The 16524-nt window shown below is 63.1% G+C and carries 16 protein-coding genes; 9 read left to right on the plus strand and 7 right to left on the minus strand.

Going from position 1 to position 16524, the window contains the following annotated elements:
* Positions 1-60: 60 nt before the first annotated feature.
* Both AC1Q6C_RS23290 and AC1Q6C_RS23295 read left to right on the plus strand, forming a co-directional pair.
* Complete coding sequence (locus AC1Q6C_RS23290) at positions 61-699, plus strand: carbonic anhydrase (protein ID WP_007726896.1); 639 nt, start codon at positions 61-63, stop codon at positions 697-699.
* A gap of 97 nt (positions 700-796) precedes the next feature.
* Positions 797-1552: a DUF4232 domain-containing protein gene (locus tag AC1Q6C_RS23295; RefSeq protein ID WP_064688705.1), complete on the plus strand. Its 756-nt coding sequence runs from the start codon at positions 797-799 to the stop codon at positions 1550-1552.
* Between the two features lie 25 nt (positions 1553-1577).
* Here AC1Q6C_RS23295 and disA read toward each other — a convergent pair whose 3' ends face one another.
* Entirely contained in the window at positions 1578-2663 is a 1086-nt protein-coding gene (gene disA, locus AC1Q6C_RS23300; protein ID WP_024487741.1) for a DNA integrity scanning diadenylate cyclase DisA, read from the minus strand.
* A gap of 96 nt (positions 2664-2759) precedes the next feature.
* Here disA and AC1Q6C_RS23305 point away from each other — a divergent pair, with 96 nt between their 5' ends.
* Positions 2760-3320 (plus strand): PaaI family thioesterase, encoded by a 561-nt coding sequence (locus AC1Q6C_RS23305; protein WP_003945494.1) that lies wholly within the window; start codon positions 2760-2762, stop codon positions 3318-3320.
* Positions 3321-3343: 23 nt separating this feature from the next.
* Here AC1Q6C_RS23305 and radA read toward each other — a convergent pair whose 3' ends face one another.
* Together radA and AC1Q6C_RS23315 are read right to left on the minus strand one after the other, a co-directional pair.
* Positions 3344-4777, minus strand: a complete 1434-nt coding sequence (gene radA / locus AC1Q6C_RS23310; protein ID WP_003945739.1) for a DNA repair protein RadA — start codon at positions 4775-4777, stop codon at positions 3344-3346.
* Positions 4778-4875: 98 nt separating this feature from the next.
* The gene (locus AC1Q6C_RS23315) at positions 4876-5511 is read right to left on the minus strand and encodes a copper chaperone PCu(A)C domain-containing protein (RefSeq protein ID WP_003945942.1); all 636 of its coding nucleotides are present in this window, start codon (positions 5509-5511) and stop codon (positions 4876-4878) included.
* Between the two features lie 265 nt (positions 5512-5776).
* On the opposite strand from AC1Q6C_RS23315, the gene carD reads away from it, so the two are divergent.
* The 5 genes from carD to rlmB are packed head-to-tail and all read left to right on the plus strand — an operon-like array spanning position 5777 to position 9843.
* Positions 5777-6265, plus strand: coding sequence for an RNA polymerase-binding transcription factor CarD (gene carD / locus AC1Q6C_RS23320; RefSeq protein WP_003945666.1), 489 nt, complete (start codon positions 5777-5779; stop codon positions 6263-6265).
* Positions 6266-6287: 22 nt separating this feature from the next.
* Complete coding sequence (gene ispD, locus AC1Q6C_RS23325; protein WP_039972758.1) at positions 6288-6986, plus strand: 2-C-methyl-D-erythritol 4-phosphate cytidylyltransferase; 699 nt, start codon at positions 6288-6290, stop codon at positions 6984-6986.
* Entirely contained in the window at positions 6987-7463 is a 477-nt protein-coding gene (gene ispF / locus AC1Q6C_RS23330; RefSeq protein ID WP_047269647.1) for a 2-C-methyl-D-erythritol 2,4-cyclodiphosphate synthase, read from the plus strand. It abuts the gene before it with no gap.
* A gap of 11 nt (positions 7464-7474) precedes the next feature.
* Positions 7475-8869 carry a cysteine--tRNA ligase gene (gene cysS, locus AC1Q6C_RS23335; RefSeq protein ID WP_003945830.1) on the plus strand — a complete coding sequence of 465 codons (1395 nt, stop codon included), beginning with the start codon at positions 7475-7477 and terminating at the stop codon, positions 8867-8869.
* A gap of 2 nt (positions 8870-8871) precedes the next feature.
* A complete protein-coding gene (gene rlmB, locus AC1Q6C_RS23340) occupies positions 8872-9843 on the plus strand; it encodes a 23S rRNA (guanosine(2251)-2'-O)-methyltransferase RlmB (protein WP_003945749.1) in 972 nt (323 codons plus the stop codon).
* 34 nt (positions 9844-9877) lie between these two features.
* On the opposite strand, the gene AC1Q6C_RS23345 is transcribed toward rlmB, so the two are convergent.
* Both AC1Q6C_RS23345 and AC1Q6C_RS23350 read right to left on the minus strand, forming a co-directional pair.
* Positions 9878-11659, minus strand: coding sequence for an ABC transporter ATP-binding protein (locus AC1Q6C_RS23345; RefSeq protein WP_230359487.1), 1782 nt, complete (start codon positions 11657-11659; stop codon positions 9878-9880).
* The gene (locus AC1Q6C_RS23350; protein WP_075832090.1) at positions 11656-13284 is read right to left on the minus strand and encodes an ABC transporter transmembrane domain-containing protein; all 1629 of its coding nucleotides are present in this window, start codon (positions 13282-13284) and stop codon (positions 11656-11658) included. Before AC1Q6C_RS23350 ends, AC1Q6C_RS23345 begins: the two co-directional genes overlap by 4 nt.
* A gap of 200 nt (positions 13285-13484) precedes the next feature.
* Here AC1Q6C_RS23350 and AC1Q6C_RS23355 point away from each other — a divergent pair, with 200 nt between their 5' ends.
* Positions 13485-14474 carry an iron-siderophore ABC transporter substrate-binding protein gene (locus tag AC1Q6C_RS23355; RefSeq protein ID WP_003945426.1) on the plus strand — a complete coding sequence of 330 codons (990 nt, stop codon included), beginning with the start codon at positions 13485-13487 and terminating at the stop codon, positions 14472-14474.
* A 4-nt stretch (positions 14475-14478) separates the two neighbouring features.
* On the opposite strand, the gene AC1Q6C_RS23360 is transcribed toward AC1Q6C_RS23355, so the two are convergent.
* Both AC1Q6C_RS23360 and AC1Q6C_RS23365 read right to left on the minus strand, forming a co-directional pair.
* Positions 14479-15276 (minus strand): helix-turn-helix domain-containing protein, encoded by a 798-nt coding sequence (locus AC1Q6C_RS23360; RefSeq protein WP_031332820.1) that lies wholly within the window; start codon positions 15274-15276, stop codon positions 14479-14481.
* A 180-nt stretch (positions 15277-15456) separates the two neighbouring features.
* Positions 15457-16176, minus strand: coding sequence for a hypothetical protein (locus AC1Q6C_RS23365; protein WP_492666834.1), 720 nt, complete (start codon positions 16174-16176; stop codon positions 15457-15459).
* Between the last annotated feature and the right edge of the window lie 348 nt (positions 16177-16524).

Genomic DNA, 16524 nt, shown 5'->3' on the forward strand with positions numbered 1-16524 from the left:
TTTGCGTCCACGCAACCTTCCCGGCGAGAGCCCGAAATGCGGCGGGTGCACAATGAGTGAATGCCACGATCAAGCCCCATTTCCGCTTGGAAGTCCCTTCGCGAAGGCAACGAGCGATTTGTCAACGACGCGTCCATTCACCCCAGCCAGGGAATCGCGGACCGCGCGAAACTCGTCGATGGGCAGCACCCCACAGCGGTGCTGTTCGGTTGCGGTGATTCGCGCGTAGCCGCCGAGATCATCTTCGACCAGGGTCTCGGCGACATGTTCGTCGTGCGCACTGCAGGTCACGTGCTCGACGATTCGGTGCTCGGTTCCATCGAGTACGCGGTTCACGTGCTCAACGTGCCGCTCATCGTCGTCCTCGGGCACGACGGTTGCGGTGCCGTGAAGGCAACGCTCGACGCCCTGGACAAGGGCGCAGTTCCCGACGGATTCATCCGCAGTGTGGTCGAGCGTGTTGCTCCGTCCATCCTGATGGGCCGCAACGAGGGCTTGTCCACCGTGGACGAACTCGAAGGCCGTCACGTCGTGGAGACCGGCTCGCTGATCATGCAGAGGTCGCGGATCATCGCCGACAAGGTGGACAAGGGTGCGTGCGCGATCGTCGGCGTCACGTACACGTTGTCCGACGGTCACATGCGAGTTCAGGGCGCGGTCGGCGACATCGGCGAGAGCGTCGAGACCGTCGAGGGTTAGATCTTCCGGGGCAGTGGTACCTGGCAGCAGACAATGGGTACCGACACGCCGCCTCAGCTGACGGTTAGTGGACCCTGCGCCAACTACCGTTGAGTCCGTGTTGGAACCTAATGGACCACTGCCCCCCGAGATCTACTGGCGTCGCCGGGCGCTGGCCATTGGTGCCGCCGTCATTGCACTGGCGTTGATCATCTGGGCGGCGTCCGCCCTCTTCGGCGGTGGAAGTGATACCCCGGAGGCCGATTCGGCCGCTGCGAGTTCCTCGCTGACGACGGACGTCTCCTTCACCCCCAACCCTTCCGGCTCCACCGCGCCGGACGGTGGCGGTGGCTCGGGTGGCGGCGCTGCCGGTGGATCAGGTGGCTCGGGCACGCAGGCTTCGGGATCGTCTTCGTCTTCGTCTTCGTCTTCTTCCTCTTCGTCGACCACCGGGGCTCCGGTCCCGGCCGGTCAGTGCGCCGACTCGTCGCTGGCAGTCAAGGCCACCGCAGACAAGGCGACCTTCGCTCCCGGCGAAGAGCCGTCGTTCACGATCGTCATCACCAACATCGGTTCGGCACCCTGTGATCGAGATCTGGCCGGCGGCCTTCAGCAGGTGCTCGTCTACAGCATCGACGGCAAGACCCGGTTGTGGTCCAACGTCGACTGCTACCCGCAGCCCGCAGCCGACGTACGCAATCTCGCGCCCGGCGAGCAAGCTGCGTTCAAGGTCGCCTGGTCGGCCACGACGTCGACCCCCGAGTGCGCGACCGCGCAGAACCCCGAGCGCAATCCGGTGGGCGCAGGCGCTTACACGGTTGTCGGGCAGCTCGGTGCACTGCGAAGCTCCCCGGAGCCGTTCAACATCGCATGAGCGCGGGCAAGCCTGAACAGGCCCGCTAGTTGAAGGATCCGGTGATCGACGTTTCCGCGAGCCGGGAAAGTCCCTCACGGATGTGACGGGCCCACAGCCCGCCGATGCCCTCGACCGACTGCAGATCGGCAGCCGTAGCGGCCAGCAGCGACTGGAGAGTGCCGAAGGATCCGACCAACCGGTGGATCTGATGGAACTGCAATCGAGGTACACGCATCAGCACGCGATATCCGCGAGGAGTCATCGGAGTGTCGAGGGCTTCGATCGTGCCCGGATAACCGAGAACACGCGCAAGAGTCGTGAGATCGAGTAGATCGGCGTCGGTGACGCGATCGAGTGCGACGAGGACGTTGTCCATCGCCGCGGTGCCGATGGGTTCGGGACCGGCAAGATAGTCCCGAACGATGAGTTGACGTGCAATGTCGTTGTCGCCGACCAGTTCTTCGAGCTGCAGTGCCAACTGGCGACCGTCGGTGCCGAGCTCGAGGACATCCTGTTCGATTTCGATCGACACGCGGCGAACCATTTCGAGTCGCTGCACGACGGTCAACGCGTCGCGCAGAGTCACGAAATCCTCGATCTCGACCACCGACAGTTGCCGTGTCACTTCGTCGAGTCGCGCTTTGTATCGTTCGAGCGTCGCGACGGCCTGGTTGGCGCGCGAAAGTATGGTGGCCGAGCCGTCGATGACGTGCCGGATACCACCGACGTACACACTGACGATCGACATCGACTGACTGACCGAGACCACGGGATAGCCGGTTTGAATTGCCGTGCGCTCGGCGGCACGGTGCCTCGTGCCGGATTCGACGGTGGGAATCTTGTGATCGGGAACCAGCTGGACGTTGGCACGCACGATGCGTGTGCCGTCCGTCGAGAGGACAACCGCGCCGTCCATCTTCGACAGCTCACGCAATCGGGTCGGTGCGAACTCCACGTCGAGGTTGAATCCGCCGTCACACAGCGCTTCCATTTCCTCGTCGTATCCGAGGACGATCAGCGCGCCGGTACGGCCGCGCAGAATTCGTTCGAGCCCGTCTCGCAAAGCGGTACCCGGCGCCAACCTGGCGATGGTCTCTCGCAATGCCGACGACGACTGTGTGTCCGCCATCGCACTGATCATTGAGAAACTCCCTGCTGAGGTCGATGTCACTTCGGTCGGGTCCGATGCCTGCGCCGGACGGATCCCCGTTTAGATTACCTATCCATGAGTAGTACCTGGACCCTGCCTGATGACCTGACTGTCCCGGAGCCGGTCGAATTCTTTCCGGCCGCCGGCGAGAAGCTGCCTCAGCACTGGTCGAAATGCTTCGGCTGCGGCGACGACCAGCCTGCGGGAATGGCGATGAGTTTCAGGGCTGGTAACGGACTGGAAGTGACCGGTCGTCTGGAGGTCGCCAAGAAGTATCAGGGCGGTCCAGGTGTCATTCACGGCGGCATTCTGTCGACGGCATTCGACGAGGCTCAAGGTATGGCATGTATGGCTCTCGGCTCGCCGGTGGTGACCGGGCACCTCGAGATCGACTTCGCCCGGCCGATCCCGTTGGGATCGGTGCTCGAATTCCGGGCTCGCATCGACGGTGTTGTACGCCGCAAGGTCTACACCAGTGCAGAAGCGGTGATCGTCGAAGGTCCGACAGCGGATCCGGACACGGTGGTGGGAACCTCCCGCGGACTGTTTCTGACCATCACCTCGGAACACTTCGCCAAGACCAAGGAGTTCGTGGACGGCGAACCGACGTCCCCGTTCGGCACCTCGTCGGTCTGACGAGGTAGTCGGCCGAACGACGATCACTTCACCGGCGTGAGCTTGGGGCGAGACGGGGCTTGTTTGCCGCCCATCAATCCGGCGTAGGCCAGTGCCTCGGCCAGATTCGCTACTTCGTTGACGCGCATGCCGGGAATGTTCGGGCCGGAATCGACCGGCACGATGGCGCTGGTGAATCCCAGTCGGGCAGCTTCGATCAGCCGTCGGTTCACCCCGGCAACCCGTCGAACCTCCCCGGCGAGTCCGACCTCGCCGAGGATGACGAGCCCCTTGGGGACGGGTTTGGCTTTCACGGCGGAAGCGACCGCAATGGCGAGAGCCAGATCGGCACCCGGCTCGGTCATCCGCATACCGCCGACGGTCGCGGCGTAGACGTCGGCCTTCGAGATCGACACTCCGACGCGGCGTTCCAACACGGCCAGAACCATGGCCACACGGGCGGTGTCGAGCCCGCTGACGGCTCGGCGAGGTGTCGGTAGCGGCGTGGCGGCGACGAGCGCCTGAACTTCACCGAGTAGAGGTCGCTTACCGTCCATCATCACGGTGACGGCAGTGCCTTCCACAGCTTCTTCACGGTGATGCAGGAACAGGCCGGACGGATCGCTGATCTCGTTGATGCCCTGCTCGCTCAGCTCGAAGCATCCGACCTCGTCGGCCGCACCGAATCTGTTCTTGACGCCGCGGACCATGCGCAGGGTGGAGTGCTTGTCACCTTCGAAGTGCAGAACCACGTCCACGAGATGCTCGAGCGAGCGCGGACCGGCGACGGCGCCGTCCTTGGTGACGTGGCCGATCAGAAGCACCGGGATTCCGCTGGCCTTTGCCAGGGAGGTCAGGGCGCTGGTGACGGCCTTGACCTGAGTCACGCCGCCGACGACCCCGTCGACGTCGGCAGCAAGCATGGTCTGCACCGAGTCGACGATGACCAGTGTCGGTTTGACCTGCTCGATGTGGCCGAGGATGGTCGCGAGATCGGATTCGGCCGCCAGATACATCCGTTCGTGGACAGAGTTGGTGCGATCTGCCCGAAGCCGAACCTGACCGGCGGACTCCTCGCCCGTGACGTACAACGCTCGATCATCCGCGCTGCGCATCGCCCAGCGGTAGACGACCTCGAGAAGTAGCGTCGATTTTCCGACGCCGGGCTCGCCCGCGAGCAGCACCACCGAACCCGGTACGACGCCACCGCCGAGGACGCGGTCCAACTCGCCGATCCCCGTGGGTTTGGCCTGCGTCGAGGTGCTGTCGATCTGTGTCAGCGGCGTGGCCGGCGTCGTAGGCAGCACGGCGCTTGATCCTGCTTTGGCGAGTGAGGCGCCGGCGCGACTGGCGACGGGTGCCACTACGGCGACCTCGGTCATCGAGCCCCACGAATCGCAGTCCGGACATCTACCGACCCACTTGGGCACTACCGACTGGCATTCGGAGCAGCGGTAGTTCGATTTCACTTTGGCCACCGGGACAGACTAGAGGCGGGGTCCGACATGGACCCCGCCTCTAGTGTGATTCTGAAGTTGTTCTGCGAGGCGCATTGTGCGCGTTGGTGATTCGAGGCTCAGTGCCCAGCTTCTGCAACGTCGGGTGACTTGTCCGACTCGTTGCGCTCGAGCTGCGGGCCTGCGTCGACAGGCACGTCGACGGTAACCGATCCGGCCTTCTCGAACTTGAAGGTGATCGGGACGGTCAAGCCGGGGCGAACGCCTGCCTTGATGTCCTGCAGAACGACGAGAGTGAGCGCAGCGGGTGCGTCGTCGTTCTCTTCGTTGTTCTTGATCTGGGTCTCGGCCTCGGTCGCGGCGCCTTCGCCTGCGGGCAACTGACCGGCCTGCAGCGACGTCTGCGGCTTGATCGTCAAGCCACCTACCTCTTCACCTGCGATGACGCGTGCTGCGTAATCGGTGGTGATGCTGACGAGCTTGTCCGTGGTCTCGGCGCTGTCGTTCACGACGGTGAACGCGAGCACGGCGTTGCCGCCCGGCTCGATGCTGTACTCCTCGGACGAGGGGTAAGCGATGTGCACGTTGCGCAGTGCGATCTCACCGAGGTCGGCGCTGTTGCCGTTCACGGCGGCCTGCTGGACGGCGGTCTGGCTCACCTGTCCGGAACCGCAAGCGGACAGCGCGATGGCTGCGCCTGCAGCCAGTGCAATGGCGGTAGCGACTCGACGAGTCGGCTTACGGATAGCAGTCACGATTTGTCCTCCACGGCGTCAGGTTCGCACTCCACTAGGCAGAGTAGTAGATAAGGTCCCGCGGGCTGGCCGTCGGGTCGCCACAACGGTTGTCTGCGTGGGCTTTCAGTCCGTTACGCAGGGGTGCTCCAGACCAGTTGAATGCACGTACAACAAGCCCTGTCAACCCCTACGCTCGAGCAAGGATGCCCCTGACCTGCACAGTTGATGAGTGGTCGGTTCTTTCACGTGTTAAACTAGTGGAATCGAAAGGGGCACGGGACACATGATTTTCAAGGTCGGAGACACCGTCGTATACCCCCATCACGGTGCGGCGCTGATCGAAGCTATCGAAACCCGCACCATCAAGGGTGAGCAGAAGGAGTACCTGGTTCTGAAGGTCGCTCAAGGCGATCTCACAGTACGGGTTCCTGCAGACAACGCAGAGTACGTCGGAGTTCGTGACGTGGTCGGCCAAGAAGGCCTCGACAAGGTTTTCCAGGTTCTGCGAGCACCGCACACCGAAGAGCCCACCAACTGGTCTCGTCGATACAAGGCAAATCTCGAGAAGCTTGCCTCAGGTGACGTGAACAAGGTTGCAGAAGTTGTTCGTGACCTGTGGCGTCGTGAGCAGGACCGCGGACTTTCCGCTGGTGAGAAGCGCATGCTCGCCAAGGCTCGTCAGATTCTCGTCGGAGAGCTCGCGCTCGCCGAGGGCACTGACACCGAGAAGGCAGAGACCATTCTCGACGAGGTCCTCGCGGCCGCGTCCTGACTGCAACACAACAAAGCTGACAGTGGCAGTAGTAGCCCTGGTACCTGCCGCAGGTCGGGGAGTGCGATTGGGCGAGAAATTGCCCAAGGCATTTGTCGAACTCGGTGGGTGCACCATGCTTGCACGCGCGGTCGATGGACTCCGGAAATCCGGAGCGATCGACCGCGTTGTTGTCATTGTGCCGCCTGAACTGGTCGAATCCGTCGTAGCCGACCTCGGTCGTGCAGCGGACGTCGACGTCGTCGGCGGTGGTGCCGAAAGAACCGATTCGGTTCGAGCCGGCCTCAGCGCTGCCGGCGACGCAGATTTTGTACTCGTGCACGATGCCGCACGGGCATTGACACCGCCGGCGTTGATCGCGCGCGTCGTCGGAACTCTCCGAGCCGGCAGCTCCGCTGTCATCCCGGTACTTCCGGTTACCGACACGATCAAGTCGGTCGACGTACTCGGCGCAGTCACCGGTACGCCTCTGCGTTCGGAGTTGCGTGCGGTTCAAACTCCCCAAGGATTCTCCACCGACGTCCTGCGCAGTGCGTACGACGCCGGTGACGTCGCCGCGACCGACGACGCCGCTCTGGTCGAGCGTCTCGGTGTTTCGGTGCAGACGATTCCCGGCGACGCTCTCGCCTTCAAGATCACCACTCCGCTCGACCTGGTCCTTGCACGGGCGCTCCTGAGCTCGGAGACAGCGTTGAGTGCGGATTCACAGGACGGAAATTAGATGCGCGTCGGTCTCGGCACGGATGTTCATCCCATCGAGGTCGGTCGTCCTTGCTGGATGGCCGGGTTGCTGTTCGAGGAAGCAGACGGGTGCTCGGGCCATTCGGACGGCGATGTCGCCGTCCACGCGCTGTGTGACGCGTTGCTCTCTGCGGCGGGCCTCGGTGACCTCGGTTCGGTTTTCGGCACCGGCAGGCCCGAATGGGACGGCGTGAGCGGCGCTCGAATGCTTGCCGAGGTTCGCCGACTGCTCGAAGAGAACCAGTTCGCCGTCGGCAACGCCGCGGTGCAGGTCATCGGCAACCGTCCGAAGATCGGGCCACGTCGCGACGAGGCACAGAAGGTGCTCTCGGACATTCTCGGCGCGCCTGTTTCGGTGTCCGCGACCACCACGGACGGCCTCGGCTTGACCGGTCGAGGCGAGGGGATCGCCGCCATGGCCACCGCGTTGGTCATGACAACCGAACACGACAGGTAAGATCGCTGGTCGTGACCCTGCGCCTATACGACACCGGTACGCGGGCCCTTCGGGATTTTGTTCCGTTGGCCCCCGGACATGCATCGGTGTACCTGTGTGGGGCGACAGTTCAGGGTGATCCTCACATCGGACACGTACGCAGCGGCGTCGCTTTCGACGTGCTGCGTCGCTGGCTGTTGGCGCACGGCAACGACGTTGCCTTCGTGCGCAACGTGACGGACATCGACGACAAGATTCTCAACAAGGCCGCCGGCGCCGGTCGACCTTGGTGGGAGTGGGCGGCGACGTTCGAGCGGTCGTTCACGTGGGCCTACGACCAACTGGGTGTGCTGCCACCGTCCATCGAGCCACGGGCCACCGGCCACGTGACGCAGATGGTCGAGATGATGGAACGTCTGATCGAGAACGGCCACGCGTACGCGGCGGGCGGTGACGTCTACTTCGACGTGCAGAGCTACCCCGAGTACGGCGCACTGTCCGGCCACAAACTCGACGACGTTCATCAGGGCGAGAGCGCTGCCGAGGGAAAGCGTGATCCTCGCGACTTCACCCTCTGGAAGGCCGTCAAGCCCGGTGAGCCCTCGTGGCCGACACCGTGGGGACCCGGCCGTCCGGGCTGGCACCTCGAGTGCTCGGCCATGGCGGAGTTCTATCTCGGGGCGGCATTCGACATCCATTGTGGTGGACGCGATCTCGTCTTTCCGCACCACGAGAACGAAATTGCGCAGGCCAAGTGCGCCGGCGACGATTTCGCTCAGTACTGGTTGCACAACGGCTGGGTCACGATGAGTGGCGAGAAGATGTCCAAATCGTTGGGCAATGTTCTCTCGGTGCCGAACGTGCTCAAGAAGGTTCGTCCGCAAGAACTTCGGTACTACCTCGGTAGTGCGCACTACCGTTCCAATCTCGAGTACTCGGACGAGGCGTTGGACGAAAGTGCGAAGTCCTACCAGGGGCTCGAGTCGTTCGTCCTGCGCACACACAAGCGTGCGGGCGGCGTCGAACTCGGTACGTGGACCGAAGGTTTCGCGGCGGCTCTCGACAACGACTTGTCGGTGCCGATCGCGTTGGCCGAGATTCACGGCAAGGCGAGCGAGGGTAATTCCGCGCTCGCTGCCGGTGATCTCGACGCGGCTCGGGTGGCTGCCGGCCAGGTGCGGGCCATGCTCGCGATCCTGGGCGTCGACCCACTCGACGAGCATTGGACGCAGTCCGGTGGCGACACCGAGACGGCAATGGAAGCTTTGGACGTGTTGGTGCGGGCCGATCTCGATCGTCGGCAGCAGGCACGTACGGAAAAGAACTGGGCGGTGGCGGACGAGGTCCGCGATCGCCTCATCAAGGCGGGTATCGAAGTAACCGATACTCCCGACGGACCCGAATGGTCCCTTAAGGCAGGGCAGTAACAATGGCTGGAAACTCGAGCAGGCGCGGCGCAGTCCGTAAGGGCGGCACCAAGAAGGGCCAGGTTGCCGGTTCCGGCGGTAAGCACCGTCGCGGTCTCGAAGGGCGTGGCGCTACGCCGCCCGCCGAGGCACGCACCAAGCATCCCGCGGCAAAGCGTGCAGCGCGCGCCGCACGTGCCGACGAGAAGCAGGGCCGCGGTGGCCGTCCGGGTCCGGGCCGCAAGGTTCTCGACGGTCCCGAGACAGTGCTCGGACGCAACCCGGTGGTCGAGTGCCTACGCGCCGGCGTTCCCGCGACTGCACTGTGGGTCGCCGTCGGCACCGAGAGCGACGATCGACTGAAGGAATCCGTTCAGCTCGCTGCGGATGCCGGCATCTCGATCCTCGAGGTCCCCCGCACCGATCTGGATCGCCTCAGCGCCAACGGTCTTCACCAGGGCATCGCCCTGCAGGTTCCGCCGTACCGCTACGCGCACCCGGACGATCTTCTCTCGGAGGCACGCAAGCATGCCGAGCCGCCGCTGCTCGTCGCGCTGGACAACATCACCGATCCCCGCAACCTGGGTGCCGTCGTGCGCTCGGTCGCAGCTTTCGGTGGACACGGCGTCGTGATTCCGGAGCGTCGTAGCGCGAGCGTGAGTGCTGTCGCTTGGCGTACCAGCGCCGGCGCTGCCGCTCGTTTGCCGATTGCTCGGGCAACCAACCTCACCCGCACGCTCAAGGACTGGGCATCGAAGGGTGTTCAGGTCGTCGGTCTCGACGCCGAGGGCGACACCACTCTCGACGATTTCGACGGCAGCGGTCCCGTTGTGATCGTGGTCGGTTCCGAGGGCAAGGGCCTTTCGCGCCTCGTCCGCGAGAACTGCGACGCGATCCTGTCGATTCCGATGGCCGGTCCGGTCGAGTCGCTCAACGCCTCGGTTGCCGCCGGAGTCGTCCTGGCGGACATCGCCCGCAGGCGTCGTAGCAGCTGAGTTCTAACGGCTTTCGGGTGAGTCTGGCGGGGTTCTAGCTCCGTACCGACCAGGCTTCCCACAGTGCAGCGTAGGAACCGTCCGCGCCGATCAGTTCGTCATGTGTCCCGCTCTCGACTACGCGGCCACCGCTCATGACGAGTATGCGATCGGCGCGGACTGCTTGGCTCAGCCGGTGTGCGATCACCACGGCGGTCCGGCCGGTGACTGCTAGTTCGGCTGCCTGATCGAGTAGACCGGCTGCGGTGGTTCCGGCTTCGGCAGTCGCCTCGTCGAGGATGACGACGGGAGGATCGAGCAGAGCCAGTCGGACGAGGGCTATGTGCTGTGCCTGCGCTGCCGTCAACTGGTACCCACCGGCCCCGACCCTGGTCTCGAGTCCGTCCGGAAGTTCATGAATCCATTGAGCTTTCATCGTGTCGACGGCTTCGGCGATCTTCGCATCGTCCGAATCTGGTGCACACAACCGGAGATCGTCGGCGATCGTCCCGACGAACACGTGAATTTCCTGGCTGACGAGGACGACTTCGTGCCGAAGTTCGGCATCACTCAGGTCGTCAATCAGTGTGCCGTCGACGGTGATTCGCCCGTCCCCGACGGGAATGATGCCGGCAATCAGTTTGGCGAGCGTGGTCTTTCCGGCGCCGCTGCTTCCGACGACGGCGATTCGTTCCCCCGGTGCGATCGAGATCGAGATCGAATCGATCACCGGGGTGGAGTTGTCGTACGAGTAGGAAACCCGGTCCACCTCGACGCCGATGGGTTCGGACCGAGCCGAGGCAGGAATGCTCGTGGGCCGCCCGGGCATCGCGGTGACTCCGATCAGGCGAGCCAGGCTGGCACCCGCATCCTGCAATTCGTCGATGTTCGAGAGAAATACCGCGATGGGGCTGAACAGACTGTGGAAGTAGAGGGCGGCGGCGGTAGCGGCCCCGATGGACACCGAGCCTGTGGTCACGAGCCAGTAGCCGACGCTCAGGACGGCGGCCAGTCCGAGCAGTTCGGCGCCGTTGAGTTGGGCGAAGAAGTTGGTGCGCAGGCGAACTGCCTGCATGTCGAAGCTGATGGCATGCTCGGAGGTCTCGGCGATTCGGTCGATGTGCTCGTCTGTTCGCCGCAGGGCAGTGACAGTGCCTGCGCCTCCGAGAGTTTCGATGAGCTGTTGTCCCCGCCTGGCCTGCGCAGCGCGAGAGCGTCGGTAGACGGGTCCGGAGCGTCGGAGGAAATGACGAAGAGCGAAATAGTGAATCGGCGCAACGGCAACGATTGCCACGGTGAAGCGCCAATCGATCACTCCCACACCGACAAGCGTCAGTGAAATCATGAACAGGGCAGACACGGTGGCGGGTAGTACTCGCGCGATGACGGTGTTTACCGCTTCGACGTCGCCCGAGACCCGGGAAATCAGATCACCGGTTCCGGCATCCTCGACCAGTGACGAAGGCTGCGCGAGGGTGGCGGCGAACACGTCCTCACGAAGATCGGCCAGCACGTTCTGCGCGACGTTCGCCAGAAGCTGTGTGCTCCACCAGGTCAGCGCAACCCCTGCTGCCGCTGCGCCGAGCATGAACGCGGTGATACGCAGGAGTGAGGCAAACGGTTTGCCCTCCGTGACCGCATCGACCATGAGTCCGAGCAGTGCCGGGGTGGACAGGCCGCAGGCCGTAGCAGAGAGAAGTACGACGGTCGTGAGTGCGAGCGCTCGCTTGCGTGGCCGAAGCAGTGCGATCAATGCGCGGACGGTCTGCTTGGTCGACGCGATCGGCAGGGCAGATACAACCGGAACAGCAGATGCATCCGGAAGGGTATCGGTCACAGCGACTCTCCCTCCCGAACGCCGTGGTCGATCGTGACGACACGGTCACACGAATGGAGCAGGGTCGGGCTCGAGGTGATCACCAGAATGGCCTTGTCGGGGAAGTTTCTCAGCGAGTGTGCAATCCGATGCTCGGTGACAGAGTCCACGGAAGTGGTGGGTTCGTGGAGGACCAGGATCGGCTGGGGTTGATGGAGAGCGCGGGCGAGGAGAAGGCGTTGGCGTTGACCTCCGGAGAGTTTCTTTCCTTGCTCGCCTACCTCGGAGAGGTGGCCGTCGGGCAGATGCGTCAACACGTCGTCGAGCGCAGATGACGTCATTGCCGACGAGTCGACGTTCGGTGCAGCCAGATTGTCGAAGACGGTGCCGGTGAACACGGTTCCTTCATGGGCGGAGACGAACACCTGATCACGAACTCCGTCCGGGCCGAGGTCGGTTGCATCGGTGCCGAAAACGAAGTAAGAGTCGGGGGCGAGCGGGGTCTGATAGGCGAGTTGTCGTGCCAGTCGGTCGGCGGAATCGTCAGCGCGCACACCCACCACTTCTCCGCGGCGAGCTGAGACGACGGTTCCGTTGTCCGCCGAAATCAATAGGGCGTCTTCAGTTCTGGCAGGTTCGGTCGCGGCCGTGGGGGCCAGCGATTCGATCAGGTGTGGCTCGGCCAACAGTTCGGAAAGTCTGCGCGCGGAACCTCGCTTGGCAGCGAGTTCGGCACCGAAGAACCCCAGCGTTTCCATCGGACCGGCAATCACTCTGCTCAAGCCGACAACGGTGACGAAGTTGCCCACGGTGATCGTGCCTTGATGCGCCATCCACGCGGCTCCAAGCGCAACCGAAGCCAGCACCAACGCGGAGACCCCGGAATTGAGCGCGGTCAGGCTGGACATTGCTCTGACCGTCCGGATCGCTGCCTTCATCGACTCCCGGCTCGCGTTGACGTATCGCGACAGGGCGGTGGGTTCAGCCCCGAAACCCTTCAGTACCCGCAGTCCCAGCGTGAAATCCGTTGCAAGCATGCCTGCCTCGGCTGCCTTCTTCTGCTCTGCATACACGCGCTCGTCCAACGGACCGCTGATCTTGTGGATGAATATGAGCTGCGCAGCGGTGATGAGTACGACGATCAGTGCGAGCGGCCACGAGACGAAGGCAAGCGAAATCACTGCCGCGGCGAGCCCCGCAAATGCCGAGCCCTGTTCGGCGACAACCCAGGAGAAGCCCGAGACGTGTGAGGCATCCGAGGTAGAGATGGTGAGAACTTCACCGGTCGAACGCTGAGCTTTCATCCCCCTGGCATCGAGTATTCGTCTGGCAGCATTCAGTCGTAGGTCGTGTTCGCCGTAGACGAAGACCTGCGTGTTCAGGCGAACTGCGATGCGCCACGACAGAGCGAGTCCCACGAACAGAGCACACAGCACCGCAAGCCACACGAGAAGTGCTGTGCTGTCGGACTTTCCGATTGCCCGGTCGACGACGGTGCCGATCAGCACCGGGATGAGGGCTTGAGCTACCTGATACGACGCCTGCCCGGTGACGGCTGCAACCAGTCGCGGGCCGCGTCCGGAGGAGAATGATCCGACTCGGATCATCTCCATCGGACCGGAACGAGTTTCGGGCAGCGCTGACACTCGTGAAACTCCTCGCCCAGATCTGAACATTCGTTGTGCAGTTCTACGGTAGAGCCGGTACGAGTGCGGAAAGTGCTCGCAGATGCCAAGGGCTACGCGGCAGCGGACAGATGGAGTATCGACACCCCATTACCGGGATCGGGTCTCGATATACCTGGCTGGTCGAAACAAAGTACGTTTGCGAAGAGAGCTGACAGAAGATGAAGAGCACTACCCGAATAGTGGCTGCGTTGGCCGCGATTGCCCTGCTCGCAGGCTGCCAGAGCAGCACCGAGTCAACAGCGTCGGAGGGCACGACGCAGTTGGCCGAGGCCGGCGCGCTGCCGGTCACCGTTGATCACGCGTACGGGTCGACCACCATCGAGACCGAACCTCAGCGGATCGTGACGATCGGCTGGAACAGCCAGGATTCGGTCCTCGCACTGGGCAAGACACCCGTCGCCATGGAGTCGTTCAGTGGGGCAGGCTTGGAGAACGGCATCCTGCCGTGGGACGAAGAATTGTTGGGCGATGTCGAACCCACGTTGCTCGACAGCACGTCCGGTGTGCCGTTCGAGCAGATCCTGGCGTTGGAGCCGGACGTGATCATCGCAGTGGTCTCGGGAATCACCGAAGACGACTATGCACGTCTTTCCCAGATCGCACCCACCATTCCGTTCAAGGAGACCGCATGGGCGACCACGTGGCAGGAACAGTTGTCGACCATCGGATCAGTACTCGGCCAACCGAAGCGGGCTGCCGAGCTGATCGAGGAAACTGACGATTCCATAGCCGACCTGGCTGCCGGATCCCCCAATCTGAACGGGAAAACCTTGACCTTCCTCTCGGGAAACATCGACGGCCTCACCAATTACTGCGCTGACGACGGCCGAGTCATCCTGATGTCCCAGCTCGGACTGAAGCAGTCGGCCGGAAGCGCAGAGCTGTGCGGCGACACCCAGGGGTCGGTGACTGCATCGCGCGAACAGTACAACGAACTGGACGCGGACGTGATCGTGCTCAACGACGCGAGTGGGCAGGGGCTCCCCGGATTGATGGGGGACAAGTTGTTTGCCGACCTGCCGGCAGTCAAGGACGGCAGGCTGATTCAGCAGCTCGGTCTGGCACGAGTCATGGCCTTGGCTTCACCCACGTCGCTGAGCGTCAAATATGCTTTCGCGGAACTGGTCTCGAAGATGAACGGGTTCTGACCAGTTAGGCTGACAACTCGCACGCGTCCGAGTAGTAGTTCTTCGGTGTGCGTCCGGTGACCTTGCGGAACACGCTGGTGAAGGCGCTGGGGGTTTCGTATCCGACGCGACGGCTTACCGTCGAAACAGGAACGCCCGCAGCGAGATAGGACATCGCAGCGCGGACGCGAACTTGAATTCGCCACTCGGTGAAGGACATCCCCGTGCCTTGAGAGAACACGCGGCTCAGGGTGCGGGGGCTTCCGCCGACCACGTAGGCCCAATCGGCAAGCCCGCGTTGATCGGCGGGGTCGGCGATCAGGCGGCGTGCGACGGCGAGGGCCCGGGGATCGGCGGGCATCGGTACTGCGACATCAGCCGCCTCGATGGGCGCGAGCGTGTCGAAGACTACGGATTCGGCGCGCAAGCGAGCCTCGGTAGGCATATTTCGCTGGTGCAGATGGATGAGCATCGTCTTGACGACGTCGTCGATGCCGATGATCGCGGGTTTTGTCCACGGGTGGGGGAACGACTCGGGCCGGAAATAGGTGAAACGAGCCTCGGTGGATGCGCCGAGCGTGATGCGCCGTGGAGTTCCAGCCGGAATCCACATGCCGACCGTCGGTGGTATCTGCCAACGAACGTCGTCGATGTACGCGCTCATCTCGCCGGAAGCGCCCCAGAGGAGTTCGTGTTCGGGATGGCGGATCTCACGCCACGCGCGCTTCTGATCACGCCCGATGGTGGACGTCGTCATCGAGAAGGGGAGCGGAACGTACCGGCCTGCCGGCACAGCCCAGTACGGAAATCCTGTGGAACTCATCGGTGGATCATACCGCGAATGACTTAGGTAATGCTTTCCTATTTGGTTCTTTGATGCAGGCGCGACGGAGTGTGATCGCCACAAAAGATCGAGGGTGGCACCGAGTCCGAAGACTCGATGCCACCCTCGAACACATTCCCCGACGGAGTGTTTACAGGTGGAGCAGGCGGAGCGAGTGAATCAGCTGCCGTTGGCCAGGACACCGCTGATGATGTCGGAGATGAAGCCGGCCGGGTTGTCGAGGATGGAGGATCCGGCCGAACCGGTTCCGCCCTCGCCGTCAGAAGAGCCGAAGCCCAGATCTGCCGAGCCCGATGCGGCCGCCTCGCCGGGGTTCTTGGCGCGGATCTTGGCGTAGACGCCGCTGATGTTCTGTTCGGTATTGAACGTCGAGATACCGATCGAGCTCGACATTTCCTGGTACGAGCCGATCGGTGCATCGTCGGCGACGAGGTACTGCGCCTCGATCGTCACGGTCTTGCTTCCGGTGGGTGAGATCAGCCAGCCGGTGCTGGGCACATTCACGGTTCGGGCGGCAGTGTCAACCGAAGGCGTGACGGATTCGGTCTTCTGACCGCCGATCAAGTGCCACGCGTTGACCGCTGCCGTGCCCTGGATGTACTTGAACGTGGCGGGGTAGCGGTCGACGAACTGGTCGACGTAACGCTCGGGGTGGCCTGTTGTGGAGATGACCGTGCGCACGGTGACTTTGCCGCCGGGTGCAACTTCGCCGTCGCCCACGATGCTCTTGGTGATTCGGACGTTGGAGGAGTTGACCGTTGCCGCGGACGGGTGGGTGGCATCGGCGCTCGCGGTGCCTGCGGTCATCACGAGTCCGCTGGTGGCAAGTGCAGCGATTGCGATTCCGGTGAGTGTTTTGCGCATTGAAAAACGTGACATGAAATTCTCCGTTCGAGGGGTTCACGCTGACGGTGATGGGATGACTCTTCAAAGGTTGCGCCGCGGTAACCATTGAAACCTATCGGACGCTTGCCTATGTATCAGTTCGGCAGAATTTGCGGAAAAGTCCGAATTAAGAGGACTTTTTCGGTGTCGATTGCCTGCCGTTAACTGATTGTCGACTATTTCGACGAAAAGCTGGGCGAATGTCCAGGTCGACTGTATCGTACTTCGAGAGTCGGGTTGCAACAAGTTCCAGTAATCAATGAATTCGGTTGTCCTGGAACCACACAGAGTGGAGATTGTTCGTGGCAAAGTTTGGATCCAGGAATCGTAGTCTGTCCACCG

This window comes from Rhodococcus sp. MT28, assembly GCF_058792695.1.